We start from the raw sequence: 14941 nt of genomic DNA on the forward strand, positions 1-14941 counted from the left end.
TGGATTTATTTTAGATTCTCCAATTAAAAAAACAACCGATGTACAATAAGCTAAAGTTATAATAACCTCTTATATTATAAGATTTTTAAAATGTAGAATTAGTGAATAAACCTAGATTAAAACTAGTTTTTTTATATGGCAATTTAATATATACTAAATTATTATTTGACCATCTTTTTCTGATAAATAAAATTCCTCACCTAATGTTATATCTGCCGTAGCACTAGTTATATCTGTCATTCTTGATGTAAGTGCATCAACCTCATTAAGTCTTGAATAAACTATCATCTCAACACTATCTTCATAAATAGTATCTTTTACAAAATACCCCATGTTCATTATCTCATTTTGTATTTTTCCAAGTTGATTGTAATCTATCTTTATTCTAACCTCTTTATACATAACCTTATCTATAATTTTACCAGCTTCAAGGCCTATCTTAGCACCTTTAGTATATGCTCTAACAAGTCCTCCTGCACCTAGCTTAACTCCTCCAAAGTATCTAGTAACAACAACTACCACATCCCTTAAATCTTCTTTTTTTATAACTTCTAAGCTTGGTATTCCTGCTGTTCCTTGCGGCTCTCCATCATCACTATATCTTTGTATGTTCATACTTTTTCCCACTGTATATGCCCACACATTGTGAGTTGCATCCTTATGCTTTTTCTTTATTTCGTTTATAAATTCTACTGCTTCTTCTTCTGTTTTTATAGGCTTTGCATACCCTATAAAAGTTGATTTTTCTATTATAACTTCATCCATTCCAAATTCATGCAATGTTTTGTATGTACTCATAAAAGCCTCCATCTATCTAAATATTAGTTCTTAATTTACTAACTTTATTTTATACTTTTTATAATATATTATATCGAATAAGCTATTATAAATCAAAAAAGAAAGGGCTAAACCCTTTCTCTTATTTATATTTAATATATATTATATACTTGCACTAGTTTCAACTACTTCTTTTTTTAATTCTTTGTACTTTTTATAAGATATTTCTACTAATGATTTTTCCTTTTTATGTGTTAGTTGTTCTATAGCATCCTTTACCTTAAAGAATCCACCATCTAATAATTCTTTATTTAATACACAACTAGTATCTGATGTTTCCATTATATACCAAGTAACTGAGTTGCATACTTGTTGTTGTCTGCTTCTAGAGAAAAATTCATACATACTATCTCCGGCTACCCCTAAAACTTTTCCTTCTACACCTGTTTCTTGCTTTACACTTAATATTGCACTTTCTGTTTTTAGTTCACCATTAAATATTTTACCTTTTGGAAGTGTCCATTCTCCTCTATCGTTTTTTATCAAAAGAACCTTATTTGCATAAAATACTACTCCACCAGCACAATGTCTTACTATCATTTAAAACCCCTCCTATTTAACTTTCTATAGCATGTAATAAATTTTTAGATATTTTGCTTAAAAAGTAATGTTTCAAAGTTTTTATTAGATTTTCTAATGTTAGGTTTTTAATGTCTTATAGATAAATAACTAATTTGTTAATTATATGTAAAATATTTTTCCTTTATGTTAAGTTATTTATCTATATTTTCTAAATTATAAATAGCGTCTTCATATGCTCTTAATACGTAGTCTTTCTCAAATTGTTTTTTGCTTTTTAGTTGTTTTAACATCTTTAAGCTATTTTCATTTCCAATTTTAGCAAGTGCTTTTGCACAGTATTGTCTAGTTTGAGGATTGGTATCATATAATCCCCTTTGTAAGTACTCTCTACTTTTAGGTGATTCTATCTTCCTAAGGGCTGAATATGTTATTCTTCTTACGTCCGAATGTCTATGACTTGTAAGAGGATGTAGTAATTTTAGGAACCTATCATCCTTTAGCTCTCCTGTTGTCCAAATCAATATCATTAAGTCTTCTGCATTTTTTTCTGTCAGTATTCTTTTGTATAGCTTTCTTTTAAAGTCTATTAAATTTTCTTCACTTAGGCTACTTATAAAATCTAATCTGTCATTTTTGTTTTTCCCTAAAAATTTGTCTATTATGTCTTTTGATAACTCAATTTTTTCTTTTAACATTGATTTTATTTCTAGCTTTGCCTTTATTAATTGGTCATTTACCTCTGTAACTGATATATTTCTTATTTTACTGATTTGAGAAACTGTTTTAGATTCTTTGTATAGAAGATAAGTTATATAATGGTCCTCTAAGTTGCCTATATTGTCCCAACTTATATTCATATTATTACCTACTTTTCTAATATATACTCCTTATATATATTATAATCCTCTTCTAACAAATTAACATCAACTGTTATTCCATTTTCTACATATTCAAAATTTTCTACATTATATTTATTTTTAAGTTTACTAAATATATCTCCTCTTTCATAAGGTAATAAAAGCTTAACTTGATATGTAGCTTCACTTAGGGCATTTTCTATAAGTTCTAATAACTTATCCATGTTCACACCTTTTTTAGCAGATATATATACTACATCATCTCTGTTTTTAGGGTATATATCTAGGTCTAATCTGTCTATTTTGTTATATACAAGTATTGTATTTTTATTATCTGCTCCTAATTCCTTAAGAACTTTTTCAGTTGTTTTCATTTGTATTTCATAATTTGAGTTTGTAGCGTCTACTACATGAAGTATTAAATCAGCATATTGAACTTCTTCTAAAGTTGCTTTAAATGCCTCTACTAAATCATGTGGAAGTTTACTTACAAATCCAACTGTATCTACTGCTAAAAATTCTTTTTTGCTTGGAAGTACTGCTTTTCTTAAAGTTACATCTAAAGTAGCAAACAGCATATCTTTTGCAAATACTTCTTTTTCAGCTTCATAATCTTTATGTGTTTTTATTAATTCATTTAATAATGTTGATTTTCCTGCATTAGTGTAACCCACAAGTGCAACTATAGGTATATTTGATTTTATACGTTGTACTCTTTGAGTTTCTCTTATTTTTTTAACTTCTCTAAGTTCACGTCTTATGTCAGCTGCTTTGTTAAGTATATTTCTCTTATCTATTTCTAACTTTTGTTCACCTGGTCCTCTAGTACCTATACCTGCACCAGTTCTACTCATTTGGCCACCCATTCCATATAATCTTGGAAGTCTGTAGTTTAACTGAGCTAGTTCAACTTGAAGTTTACCTTCTTTACTTAATGCCCTTTGTGCAAATATATCAAGTATTAAAGTAGTTCTATCTATTATTTTTATGCCTACTATTTCTTCTATATTTCTTATATGAGCACCTGATAATTCATCATTAAATATTACCATTGTAGCATCTAAAGATTCACAGTATGCCTTTATTTCTTCTACTTTACCTTTTCCTACATAAAATGCAGAATCTCTTGATTGCCTATTTTGAATTAAACTTCCTACAACTTCCGCTCCTGCAGCTTTTGCAAGTTCTTTTAATTCCTCCATTGATTCATTTATATCTATATCATCTGTTCTTTTTGCTGTAGAAGTTATATTAAGTCCTACAAGCAAGGCTCTTTCTTGTTTTTTTTCTTCTATATGTTCCATTATAACACCTCATTATCTTACTGATTTTCCAAAGATTTTAATGTTTTTATTATACCACTAATAGAAATATTTAGTATAATTATCTTAGTTTAATTAATTAGGAGGTTCGTCTCATGAGTGAAAATTATAAGTTTTTTAACCATAAAAATTGCGAGTATTTTCCTTGTCATAAAACTAATAAACCCGAGGAATTTAATTGTTTATTTTGCTACTGTCCTTTATACGCTCTAGGAAAAAACTGTGGTGGAAATTTTAGATATACAGACAAAGGTATAAAAGATTGTTCTCAGTGTCTACTTCCTCATAATAAAAACAACTATGACTATATTATGAGTAAATTTCAAGATATTATTAAAGTAGCTAGTGAAAAAGAGTAATATACTAAAGAGAGAGCATAATACTATTGCTCTCTCTTTCTTTTTAAAAGTCTATATATACCCTGAATAATTATACTAGATGCTAATATCAAACCTAATATCATCAAACCTGAATTCATAAAAAATTCTGCTGGCAAAATTTTTATAACAGGATCTAATATTGGATCAAATATCCAATAGTCATTGTCAAATAATAGCTTATGAAATACAACAAAGCTGCTATCAAAATCTATGACTATAGGTATAACCAACGCAACTGGCATAATTATTAATAATATTGATGTTAAATTTAAAAATCTTATATTTTTATTTCTTATGTTATAAACAATTCCTAATACAGAAATTATAAGACATACATTAAATATTTTATTAACATTTTGATATATTTCTCTAACTTCTTCAAAATGTATTTTACCTTCTTTTGAAGAAGTTAGAGTAGGCATTTCAAAATCATTTTCTTTTTTACTTGTAATATACTCTATTAAATAGTCATAATTTAACTTTATGTCTTCCTTAGACATATTAGTTAATTCTACTATATTAAGCTTATCTACATCATAGTAGTATAAAGGCTTAAAACCTACTGTAAATTTTATTACACCAGTTATTATTAATATGCTAAAGCACAACGAAAATATTATATTTATAATCTTTTTCATTAATCATACCCCTTAGTCTTATAAAATACTCTATTCTCTTAAATACATAATTATACTATTTTAGTTGTAAAGTCCTCTATATTCCATACATCATCAACTATATCACTATAAAACTCTGGCTCATGGCATACTAATAATACAGTTCCTTTAAATTCTCTTATAGCTTTCTTTAATTCATCTTTAGCTTCTACGTCTAAGTGGTTTGTAGGTTCGTCAAGAACTAATAAGTTTATATCTTTTAACATTATTTTACATAATCTAACTTTAGCTGCTTCTCCTCCACTTAAAACTCTCATTTGGCTAGTTATATGTTCATTAGCAAGACCACATTTAGCAAGATTTTGTCTTACTTCAAAGTTTGTAAGGCCTGGGAATTCCGCCCATACTTCATCCATTGGAGTAGCTGTGTTTTCTCTTGAGCTTTCTTGTTCAAAATATCCAACTTCTAAGTAATCTCCTAACTTAACTTCACCATCAAATGGTTTTATTATACCAAGTAATGTTTTAAGAAGTGTAGACTTCCCTATACCATTCATACCTTTTAAAGCTATTTTTTGATTTCTCTCTAGTGTAAAGTTTAATGGCTTTGTTAATGGTTCATTATATCCTAATACTAAGTCCTTTGTTTCAAATATAAATCTACTTGGAGTTCTTGCTTCTTTAAATCCAAATGTAGGCTTTATCTTTTCCTTTGGTCTTTCTAATATTTCCATTTTATCTAATTGTTTTTGTCTACTATTAGCCATTCCACGAGTTGCAACTCTCGCCTTATTTCTAGCTATAAAGTCTTCTAATTTCTTTCTTTCCTCAACTTGTCTATCATAAGCTTGTTCTTCTTGACGCTTTTTAATTTCATGAAGTCTCATAAACTCATCATAGTTACCTTTGTATCTATTTAATTCTCCACTTTCCATATGATATATAACATTACATGTATTATTTATAAATGGTATGTCGTGAGAAACTAATACAAAACTATTTTCATATTCTTGTAGATATCTTGTTAACCATACTATATGTTCTTCATCTAGGTAGTTTGTAGGCTCGTCTAGTATTAATATAGTTGGATTTTCAAGTAACAACTTAGTTAAAAGTACTTTTGTTCTTTGCCCACCACTTAAATCAGTAACATCTCTATCTAACCCTATTTCTCCAAGACCTAAACCATTTGCTACCTCTTGAATTTTTGCATCTATCATATAGAATCCACTATTTTCTAATATTGTTTGAATCTCAGCTGTTTCTTCCATAAGCTTTGACATTTCATCGTCATTAGCTTCTCCCATTTTATCATACATAGCTAACATTTCTTGCTCTAAATCAAACATAGGCTTAAAGGCATCTCTTAATATATCTCTTATAGTTTTACCTTTTTCAAGTACTGTATGCTGGTCTAAGTAACCTACACTTACTCTAGATGACCACTTTATATTACCTGCGTCTGGCATAAGTTTTTTAGTTATTATATTTAAAAATGTTGATTTTCCTTCTCCATTGGCTCCTACTAAAGCTATATGTTCACCTTTTCTTAATCTGAATGAAACATTCTCTAGTATAGTCCTCGCTCCGAAACCATGACTTACATTTTCTACTACTAGCATTTTCACACCTCTTTTGTTATTTTATCTTTACATTCTATAATATAATATATTCTTTTTAAAGTTAAATCAAGTAAATAGCAAACCTTTAGCATCTATAAAAAAAGAATGCTCTTTTATGAAAATTCATACTAGAACATTCTCTTCTTTAATTAGTTTAAATGCATTACATCTTCAAAAAACATTACCATACATCCTGCAGTAGTTCGTTGAGCTATATTTATACTTTTTACTGCTATCAAATAAAATTTTGTATTTAAGTCAGTGACATTTTTATACATATAGTCAACATTTAAGGCATACATTGAATTATAATCAGCATATTCTTTTATACTATTTAATAAAATAGGCTCTTCATGTGCTTTAAATCGCTTTATTTTCTTATAGTTATTTTTTACATACACTTCAAACTGTCTATGATTATCTAAAAGCCTTCCTTTAGCATGTTGTGGTATTGTCAAATCTTGTATTATATGACACGCTGCTCCAAAGAAAAACATACTTCTTGTGTAATTACCTGCCTTAAAATATTTCTTTGCTTTATCGTAATATCCTATAGCTACTGTTAGAGCATTATCTTCATACCCATACTTACCTTTACCTTCTTTTGGATTATAAAAATGGTGGTATGATTTAAAGTCTTGATCTGCCCATACAAGACCTCTTTCTATATCATTTACATATTCCTTAAAAAAATTATATATTTCATAACTTCCTTCTTTTTTTAATATTTCTAGTGAATTTTCATTTATAAATAAATGTACTTCACAAGTTGTTTTTATTATACTTTTTTTTATTGGATTTACAAACTTAAAAGTATTTGTTAGTGCTTTGGCATAAACACCTTCTATTTTTTTTTTCATTGTCCTCACCTAATCTAATTAGTCAAAAAATACTCTTCCACCCCGTCAGCTACACTTTGCATAAGCTTTCTTTGATATTCTGGATTTGACATCATCTGATCTTCACTATGATTACTTAAGAATCCCATTTCTATTAAAATTACTGGTACCTTAGACCAATTAAATCCTGTCAAATCATTTCTTTCAAATATACCATTTATATTTATACCATCATTTTTCATCTTTTCCTGTACTAAATTTGCACACTTACTACTTTCTTCGTATATTGAAGTTGTATATTTACCATCCTTAGCTGGTATTAAAATCGACGCTCCTGTTTTTGATGGATTACTTATACTATCTGCATGAATTCTAATTACCATTTTGGCATTTTTATCATTTGCTAACTGAGCTCTTTCTGCATTGCTTATATTAACATTATGAGATTCTCTAGTCATCACTATATTGTATCCTTTACCCTCTAATATATGCTTTAAAACCATGGATGCTTCTAAATTTAATATGTATTCTGGTTTTTTTGTTGAAACACCCGTCGCACCAGATGACACTCTTGCCTTTGTTTGACCCGAACCAGGAGCTACCTGTTCTGGCCTTCTATCTCCTTTTTCTTGGTGTCCTGGATCTATGCATATTAATATTTCTTTTTGATCAGCTTTATTCTTTTCTTTTGTACTATTGTCATTAACTTTATTATCTTTTGCTTCTTTTTCATCATTAGATTGTTCATTTTGTTTTATGATGTTACCTATTAAACCTGTCCCTTTATTTAAATTGCTCATTGGGTTTGAAGTAAATATTATTATAATTGCTATGGTCATTATGGATAATACTAATATTCTATATTTTTTCAACTACATACACCTTCCTAAATTTCAATTTATATTAAAACTAATATCTTTATATATTTTTACATTAAATGTACTCTTATATTCATTTTTAGTTAAATATTACATATTTTACTTTTTGAAATTTTTTATACTTTTATATTATGGTTTTATTTTTTTATTGAACTCATATATATTTATATGACCTTTTATAGGAGGTGGTTATAAAAATGAATGATAAGTGTAATGATAAAAATAAGCCTAGACTATGTAAATTTGGTTATGTTGATTATATAGTGTTAGCTTCAACTATATCCATTGCCCTTGCAGAGGAGTTTGATACTCAAGATTTGAGTATCTTAGCTTCTTTTTTTGCAGTATTGTCTGATGAACTTGCTTTAATTTCATCAGTTGAAGCATGCTTTTCAGAAGATGACTCAGAACCAGTTCCATCTCCTATTCCAGATGTTGCTATAACTAATATACCTACTAAAAAAATTAGAAATAAATCTTATAAAAGGAAAGTTTATAAAAAAGTAAAAAGAAAAAACACTTAACAATTTTTGTATAGTGTTTTTATTTTTTTGTGTATATTTTTTATGTAAATATTTTAACTGTAATTATTTTATATTTTATTATTAATAATATCCTACGTTATGAACTATAAATAAATACTTTTTGTTTTTATATTGCTATTTGCTTATGTATTTATATTTTAAAAAAGTATTTTTTTCTATGTTATTGATTAATTATTTATTTATGTAATCTAAAACTATATTGCTTCTATTTTACAAGGATTAAAAGAAAATTAGTGCGCAATATATTATTAAGGCACCAAAATCAATCAAGTATAGACAGAAAGAAGGTGTTTTATGTATAAGTTTTTAGATTTAAAAAATAAAAGTTTATCAAAGTTAAAATTTATCTTATTTATATCATTTTTATTATATTTTCTCTCAACTAATTTAATTTATTCACATTCTATCCAAAAAGATGAAGATTATCTAATTCCTATGGGAAATTTAATCCAGATAGATGCTGAATTAGAAAATTTAGTTGTTAAAAATTTTATTGAAGGTTCTTCATTTTGTGTTGGAGATTCAATTTTAAAAGTTAATGGAACTAAGATTAATAGTTACAAAGATTTTACAGATTTATTGTCTAATTTATCTATTAAAGATGAGGTAGTTGTTCTTGTAAAAAGAGGAGAAAATACTTTTTCATTTAAAACTACTAAAGACGAATTAGAAAAGATAAATTGTAATAATTATATAAGTGGATTTGCTACACTAACTTATATTAATCCTAAAACAAATAGATTTGGAGCTGTAGGTCATCCTATAAGCATTGGATTGGCGAGAAAAGTACCTATAAAAAATGGTAACATATATACTACAAAGGATTTAACTATCGACAAGTCATCTAGAGGTCATGTTGGTTGCATTAATGCTGTTAGAAAAGATGTTATTGGTGAGTTTACTCATAATTCAGATTTTGGTATAAAAGGTGAAATAGCTACATTTAAAGATTCTTTGTTAAAACCTTATAAAGTTGCTTCTTTGGATGAGGTTAAACTAGGAAAAGCTCAAATAATCTTACAAACTGGTTCTTATACAAAAGATGCATTTGATATACAAATAGTTGATATACAACTTCAACATTCTCCTAAAGCTAAAACCTTTAAAATAAAAGTAGTAGATAAGGATTTATTAGCTCTTACAGGTGGTATTGTTCAAGGTATGAGTGGAGCTCCTATTGTTCAGGGTGATAAAATTATCGGAGCTGTATCACATGCTATTGAAAACAATCCTGCTCTTGGATATGCAGTTTATATAAAGTGGATGAATGAAAATTAATATAAAGATAAGTCAGGTTAATCCTGGCTTATCTTTATATTTAAGGAGATACATTTAGTAAACCTTTTTCTGGTAAATTAATAAAGCTATTTGGTACATCTCCTACTATTATAGTTTCACATATAGGTACTTTAGCTTTAACTTCTTTAGTTGATGTTGTAAGTGGTATTACTACTCTTACTTGTGTCTTAACTTGAAGATATATTGTATGTCTAGTTTGATTTATACCAGATGATTCAAACTTAGTTTCAAAATCTACTGATACTGTTCCTATTGGTTCAATAGATACCTTAATTTGAGGACCGTATTTAGCAAGTATGGGACTTTTAAGAGCTGTTCCTATAGGTATATATGCAGTTGTTGATTTTACCTTTTTTAATTCTTCTTGAATTTCTAAAGCAACATCTGAAGCTATTTGATTCATCATTATAGTGTTGGCTTGAATCATAGTTATTTTTCCCTGAGAATCCATATTTGTATTCATTAAATCTGAATAATTAATCTTATCTTTTACAATGTCTCCAACAGCTTTATTTATAGATCTGTTTGCCAGTTCTATTGCTTTTGTTTCTGCAAGAACTGTTATTGTTGGTCTTAAATTTTTATCTACATATATAAAGCTTCCTATTAATATAGATAATATAGATATAATTAAAAATATTATTAGTGGTTTTTTAATAAAGCTATTTTTAAAATCATATCTATTTTTATTCAAAATATCACCCCCATAATATTTTATGCAAACAAAGTATCACATATTTTTTATATTATTAGATAAAAATAATTATTATTAAAGTTATAATAATTTTTTAAATTATATAATTAATAACATGTTTGTTTTGGAAGTATTTTGCAGATTTTTAGTATATATAAATTATGACTATTTTATTCTGTAATTAGAAAATTTCATATATATATGGTATAATATTGCATTAAGTAAGGAGGTTAACTTAATGAATAATGATAATAATGAAAATAGAAATAAAATAAGAAGAAAGAAAGCAAGTTCTTCTTCTTCAACAGCTACTCGTAGTTCATCTACCACTCGTAGTTCATCTACTTCTCGTGGTTCATCTACTAGTAGCTCAAATAAAAAAACTAAACAAAAAAAGAAAAAAGATAAGTTTAAGACTCTCAGGTCTATTTTGGTAGTTTGTTTAGTTTTATTAGTTGCTGGAGTAGCCGTTGGAACTGGTGTAGTTTTTGCTTCATTAAGAAACGCTGAGCCAATATCAAAAGCTCTTTTAGAAGAAAAGACTTATCAAACAACGCGTATATACTATGCTAATAATGATCTACTTTCTAATGCCCCTAGTGTAAATAAAAAGCAACCTGTACCTCTAAAAGATATGGGTAAATATCTTCCTAAGGCAATAGTAGCTATAGAAGATGAGCGTTTTTATGAACATGGTGGAGTAGATATAAGAGGATTGCTAAGATCTGTAGTAAAAACTCTTACTGGAGATAAGCAAGGTGGTAGTACAATACCTATGCAGGTATCAAAAATGTTACTAACATCTACTGAACAAAGCCTTCCTCGTAAAATAAAGGATATATACTATGCTCATGAAATGAGTAAAGTCTTAAGTAAAGATGAGATATTAGAACTTTACTTAAATAACTTCTTCGTTGGTAAGGGTCTAGCTGGTGCTGAGGCTGGTGCTAGAGGATATTTTGATAAAAAAGCATCGCAACTTACTCTTGGTGAGTCAGCATTACTTGCAGGTTCTACTCAAAACCCGTCAAGATATTCAGCTTATATTACTGCTAAGTTAGAAGGTAATGAAACTAAGGATGATGTTGCAAATAGATTACTATTTTTCATAAATACTCCTGATGATACTCTTGATGATCCTACTCCAATGGAATTAGATATGGTTGAAAAGTTAAATTCTTGGGGACTTATTCCTAACGATGATACTTACAAGCAATTAAAAGCTGGTACTATGGTTGTTAGAAAAGCTGTACCTAATCCTAAGGCTAAAGAAAGACGTAATATTGTTTTAGGTAAAATGCTACAAACTGGAGCTATAACACAATCAGAATACAATGAGGCTGTGGCTGAGGAAATAAATATAAAACTACCTAAGCCTAAAGAAAGTGTTTCTTCTTCAGTTGAGGATTTAATAGAATATAAAGTTATAGATGCTTTAGTAGCACAAGGTAATACTAAAGACGAAGCATATAATATGTTCTATAATGGTGGTTTAAAGATACACACTACTATAGACCCTAAAATGCAAAAAATATTAGAAAAAGAATATGATAATGATAATAACTTCCCTGGTAGCCGTCATAGCAATGGAATGACTCAACCTCAATCATCTATGGTTATATTAGATTATAAAACTGGTGAAATAAAAGCTTTAGTTGGTGGTAGACATATAACAGGAAGAAAAACTCTAAATAGAGCTACTACTCCTCAACAACCAGGTTCAACTATAAAGCCATTATCAGTTTATACACCTGCTATAGATACACTTAAATTAACTCAAGCTACTGCATTAAGTGATACTACTGCAAATCTTACACCTTATAAGTTTAAGGAAAATAATAAGTGGAATCCAAATACGACTACTCCTGGTAAAGATATCATGAGTTTACGTAAAGCTTTAGCTTACTCATCAAATACTATAGCTATAAGAACTGCCGAACTTTTAGGTGATTCTTATAAAGATTGTGTTGATATAATGATGGATTACTTAAAGAATTTTGGTATAACAACTTTAGTTGATAGTAATACTGCAAATGCAGAAAGTAATGATAGAAGATTCCCAGCATTAACACTTGGAGGTATGACTCATGGTATATCACCTCTTGAAATGGCTTCTGCTTATGGAACTTTAGCTAATGGCGGTGTTTATATAGAGCCAACTATATTTACAACTATAACAAGTTATGATGGACAATTAATAGTTAAGAATACTCCTGAACAACACAAAGTTGTTGATCCTGATGTTGCTTACGTAATTACTGATATGCTAAAGGCAGTTATAACTGAAGGTATCGGTGGTAAAGCTGCTATACCTGGTGGAATGCCTGTTGCTGGTAAAACAGGAACAACTAATAAAGCCTTAGATGCTTGGTTTGTTGGTTACACTCCATACTACGTTGGTGCAACTTATATAGGTGATGATGCAGGTAGAAAAAATCCTACTACAGGAGAATTTATACCTCGTGAAAGTGTTGAAGGTGGAAGTGGTTCGGCAGCAAAACTTTGGTCTATAGTTATGAGACAAATTCATGAAAACTTAAAGAAAGTTGATTTCAAAGTTCCTGATAAAGTATACTTTGCTAAAATTAACTTAATAGATGGTGGAAGATCTTCATCTGGTGTTAAAGCAGCATTTATAGATGGAACATCTCCAACTAAATATACTTCTAGAGCCAATGCTGTAAAGCCAAAACATGAAGAATCTACTACACCTCCTGAAAACCAAAATAATGAAGGTACTGTAGATAATAATACTACTCCTCCTGCTGATAATGGCGGTGGAAATACTACTCCTCCTACTGATAATGGCGGGGGAAATACTACTCCTCCTGCTGATAATGGTGGCGGAAATACTACTCCTCCTGCCGATAATGGTGGCGGAAATACTACAACTCCTCCTCCTAATAATGGCGGCGGAACTGCAACTCCTCCTCCTAGTAATGGTGGTGGAAATACTACTCCTCCTGCCGATAATAGCGGTGGAGCTACTAATCCAGCTAGTAATCCAACTGGACAATAGTTTAATATATATAAAAAAGACTATTCTCTATTTTGAGATAGTCTTTTTTTATTTATGCCTTATATTATAATATTTTATATAACTTAAATTATTAACTTATATACATTTATTAATTTTAAGGTTTAGCTTTTGGTGTAAAAATAAGTGCCATCATATATCCAAAAAATATAGCTCCTGCTATTCCTCCTGCAGTTGCAATTGTACCTCCTGTGAATATTCCCATAAACCCATCAGTCTCTATTGCTTTTTTTACGCCATTTGCTAATGAATATCCAAATCCTATTATAGGTACTGTCGCTCCTGATCCTCCAAACTTAACTATAGGTTCATATATCCCTAAAAATGTTAAAATTACTCCGCTAGTAACATAAGATACCATTATATAGGGCATTTGTACTTTAAAGTAATCAAGAAGAATCTGACCAATAAGACAAATTATTCCTCCTACTATAAATGCCCTTACATAATCCATAAGCATATTTAATCACTCCTTATTTTCAATAATTACTGCATGAGCTACACAGGGTATTGTTTGTTTTTGTAAAGTACTAGTTGGTGATAATAAAGCCCCTGTTGATACTAGCATTACTTTATTGAATTCTTTATTTTTAAGTTTTTTGTAAATATATCCACAGAAAACAGTAGCTGAACATCCACATCCACTACCTCCACAGTGTACATCTTGTTTTTCCATATTAAACATTTCTATTCCACAATCCATATATACTTTTGATATATCAAGTCCCCTTTGATCTAATAATTCTTCTGTTATTTCTTTACCTAGTTTTCCCAAATCTCCTGTAGCTATTACATCAAAGCTATTTGGGTCATCTTTTGTATCATTAAAATATGAGTATATAGTATCTACTGCTGCAGGAGCCATAGCTGCTCCCATATTATTACCATCATCTATACCCTTATCTATTACTTTTCCAATAGTTACATGGGTAACCTTAGGCCCTTGCCCTTTTGGAGATATTAATACACTACCTGCACCAGTAACGGTCCATTGAGCTGTCATAGGTTTTTGATTACCAAATTCTAGAGGAAACCTAAATTGTCTCTCTGCTGCACAAAAATGACTAGATGTTCCAGATAGTATCAAGTCTGCAAATCCTCCGTCTATAAGCATAGAGCTTATACACATACCTTCTGCCATAGTAGAACATGCTCCATATATTCCTATAAATGGTATAGATAAGTCCCTAGCAGCAAAAGATGCAGGAAATATTTGATTGAGCAAATCTCCACCTATCATATAATTTATATCTTCTAATTTTTTATTAGCTTTTTCACATGTTTTTTTCATAGCAGTTTTTACCATATCACTTTCTGCTAATTCCCATGATTTTTGACCACATAAGTCATCCTCAAGTATAATATCAAAATATTCTCTTAATGGTCCTTCTCCTTCTTTGGGACCAACAACTGAACTAGCTGATATAATAGTTGGCTTATTTTCTAGTTTTACTGTTCTATTTCCAATTCTTTTACTTTTCATATTTTAGTC

15 protein-coding genes are annotated in these 14941 nt (G+C 29.1%); 4 read left to right on the forward strand and 11 right to left on the reverse strand.

Features of this window, described 5'->3' with window-relative positions:
- Window positions 1-153: 153 nt before the first annotated feature.
- From ABCP60_RS09340 to hflX, 4 genes are all read right to left on the reverse strand, one after another.
- Window positions 154-798: a YigZ family protein gene (locus tag ABCP60_RS09340; RefSeq protein ID WP_166505992.1), complete on the reverse strand. Its 645-nt coding sequence runs from the start codon at window positions 796-798 to the stop codon at window positions 154-156.
- 141 nt (window positions 799-939) lie between these two features.
- The gene (locus tag ABCP60_RS09345) at window positions 940-1377 is read right to left on the reverse strand and encodes an NUDIX hydrolase (protein WP_092923710.1); all 438 of its coding nucleotides are present in this window, start codon (window positions 1375-1377) and stop codon (window positions 940-942) included.
- A 173-nt stretch (window positions 1378-1550) separates the two neighbouring features.
- Window positions 1551-2216 carry a HEAT repeat domain-containing protein gene (locus ABCP60_RS09350; RefSeq protein ID WP_166505993.1) on the reverse strand — a complete coding sequence of 222 codons (666 nt, stop codon included), beginning with the start codon at window positions 2214-2216 and terminating at the stop codon, window positions 1551-1553.
- Window positions 2217-2224: 8 nt separating this feature from the next.
- Window positions 2225-3520 (reverse strand): GTPase HflX, encoded by a 1296-nt coding sequence (gene hflX / locus ABCP60_RS09355; RefSeq protein ID WP_092923704.1) that lies wholly within the window; start codon window positions 3518-3520, stop codon window positions 2225-2227.
- A gap of 113 nt (window positions 3521-3633) precedes the next feature.
- Here hflX and ABCP60_RS09360 point away from each other — a divergent pair, with 113 nt between their 5' ends.
- A complete protein-coding gene (locus tag ABCP60_RS09360; protein WP_092923702.1) occupies window positions 3634-3897 on the forward strand; it encodes a cysteine-rich small domain-containing protein in 264 nt (87 codons plus the stop codon).
- A 23-nt stretch (window positions 3898-3920) separates the two neighbouring features.
- On the opposite strand, the gene ABCP60_RS09365 is transcribed toward ABCP60_RS09360, so the two are convergent.
- The 4 genes from ABCP60_RS09365 to ABCP60_RS09380 all read right to left on the reverse strand — a co-directional run bounded on the left by ABCP60_RS09365 (window position 3921) and on the right by ABCP60_RS09380 (window position 7868).
- Entirely contained in the window at window positions 3921-4556 is a 636-nt protein-coding gene (locus ABCP60_RS09365; protein WP_166505994.1) for a TIGR01906 family membrane protein, read from the reverse strand.
- A gap of 50 nt (window positions 4557-4606) precedes the next feature.
- Window positions 4607-6163 (reverse strand): ABC-F family ATP-binding cassette domain-containing protein, encoded by a 1557-nt coding sequence (locus ABCP60_RS09370; RefSeq protein ID WP_343101654.1) that lies wholly within the window; start codon window positions 6161-6163, stop codon window positions 4607-4609.
- 143 nt (window positions 6164-6306) lie between these two features.
- On the reverse strand, window positions 6307-7017 hold the full coding sequence (locus ABCP60_RS09375) for a zinc dependent phospholipase C family protein (RefSeq protein WP_166505996.1): 711 nt from the start codon (window positions 7015-7017) through the stop codon (window positions 6307-6309).
- Between the two features lie 14 nt (window positions 7018-7031).
- A complete protein-coding gene (locus tag ABCP60_RS09380; protein ID WP_092923690.1) occupies window positions 7032-7868 on the reverse strand; it encodes an N-acetylmuramoyl-L-alanine amidase in 837 nt (278 codons plus the stop codon).
- A 203-nt stretch (window positions 7869-8071) separates the two neighbouring features.
- On the opposite strand from ABCP60_RS09380, the gene ABCP60_RS09385 reads away from it, so the two are divergent.
- Together ABCP60_RS09385 and ABCP60_RS09390 are read left to right on the forward strand one after the other, a co-directional pair.
- Complete coding sequence (locus tag ABCP60_RS09385; RefSeq protein WP_092923687.1) at window positions 8072-8398, forward strand: hypothetical protein; 327 nt, start codon at window positions 8072-8074, stop codon at window positions 8396-8398.
- Window positions 8399-8713: 315 nt separating this feature from the next.
- The gene (locus tag ABCP60_RS09390) at window positions 8714-9697 is read left to right on the forward strand and encodes a SpoIVB peptidase S55 domain-containing protein (RefSeq protein WP_343101655.1); all 984 of its coding nucleotides are present in this window, start codon (window positions 8714-8716) and stop codon (window positions 9695-9697) included.
- Between the two features lie 40 nt (window positions 9698-9737).
- On the opposite strand, the gene yunB is transcribed toward ABCP60_RS09390, so the two are convergent.
- Complete coding sequence (yunB, locus tag ABCP60_RS09395) at window positions 9738-10412, reverse strand: sporulation protein YunB (RefSeq protein WP_207733579.1); 675 nt, start codon at window positions 10410-10412, stop codon at window positions 9738-9740.
- A 238-nt stretch (window positions 10413-10650) separates the two neighbouring features.
- Between yunB and ABCP60_RS09400 the strand changes: the two genes are divergently transcribed.
- Window positions 10651-13431, forward strand: a complete 2781-nt coding sequence (locus ABCP60_RS09400) for a transglycosylase domain-containing protein (protein WP_343101656.1) — start codon at window positions 10651-10653, stop codon at window positions 13429-13431.
- Window positions 13432-13546: 115 nt separating this feature from the next.
- On the opposite strand, the gene spoVAE is transcribed toward ABCP60_RS09400, so the two are convergent.
- Together spoVAE and spoVAD are read right to left on the reverse strand one after the other, a co-directional pair.
- Entirely contained in the window at window positions 13547-13909 is a 363-nt protein-coding gene (gene spoVAE / locus ABCP60_RS09405) for a stage V sporulation protein AE (protein WP_166505999.1), read from the reverse strand.
- Between the two features lie 6 nt (window positions 13910-13915).
- Window positions 13916-14932 carry a stage V sporulation protein AD gene (spoVAD, locus tag ABCP60_RS09410; protein WP_343101657.1) on the reverse strand — a complete coding sequence of 339 codons (1017 nt, stop codon included), beginning with the start codon at window positions 14930-14932 and terminating at the stop codon, window positions 13916-13918.
- Between the last annotated feature and the right edge of the window lie 9 nt (window positions 14933-14941).

Source organism: Romboutsia sp. MSSM.1001216sp_RTP31141st1_G3_RTP31141_220114 (assembly GCF_039031195.1).
GTDB classification, from domain to species: Bacteria; Bacillota; Clostridia; order Peptostreptococcales; family Peptostreptococcaceae; genus Romboutsia_C; species Romboutsia_C hominis.

Coding starts and splice junctions, on each gene's coding strand:
- ABCP60_RS09340 (WP_166505992.1), bottom strand. CDS start 798: ATGAGTACATACAAAACATTGCATGAATTTGGAATGGATGAAGTTATA.
- ABCP60_RS09350 (WP_166505993.1), bottom strand. CDS start 2,216: ATGAATATAAGTTGGGACAATATAGGCAACTTAGAGGACCATTATATA.
- ABCP60_RS09390 (WP_343101655.1), top strand. CDS start 8,714: ATGTATAAGTTTTTAGATTTAAAAAATAAAAGTTTATCAAAGTTAAAA.
- ABCP60_RS09365 (WP_166505994.1), bottom strand. CDS start 4,556: ATGAAAAAGATTATAAATATAATATTTTCGTTGTGCTTTAGCATATTA.
- hflX (WP_092923704.1), bottom strand. CDS start 3,520: ATGGAACATATAGAAGAAAAAAAACAAGAAAGAGCCTTGCTTGTAGGA.
- ABCP60_RS09345 (WP_092923710.1), bottom strand. CDS start 1,377: ATGATAGTAAGACATTGTGCTGGTGGAGTAGTATTTTATGCAAATAAG.
- ABCP60_RS09400 (WP_343101656.1), top strand. CDS start 10,651: ATGAATAATGATAATAATGAAAATAGAAATAAAATAAGAAGAAAGAAA.
- spoVAD (WP_343101657.1), bottom strand. CDS start 14,932: ATGAAAAGTAAAAGAATTGGAAATAGAACAGTAAAACTAGAAAATAAG.
- spoVAE (WP_166505999.1), bottom strand. CDS start 13,909: ATGCTTATGGATTATGTAAGGGCATTTATAGTAGGAGGAATAATTTGT.
- ABCP60_RS09385 (WP_092923687.1), top strand. CDS start 8,072: ATGAATGATAAGTGTAATGATAAAAATAAGCCTAGACTATGTAAATTT.
- ABCP60_RS09360 (WP_092923702.1), top strand. CDS start 3,634: ATGAGTGAAAATTATAAGTTTTTTAACCATAAAAATTGCGAGTATTTT.
- ABCP60_RS09375 (WP_166505996.1), bottom strand. CDS start 7,017: ATGAAAAAAAAAATAGAAGGTGTTTATGCCAAAGCACTAACAAATACT.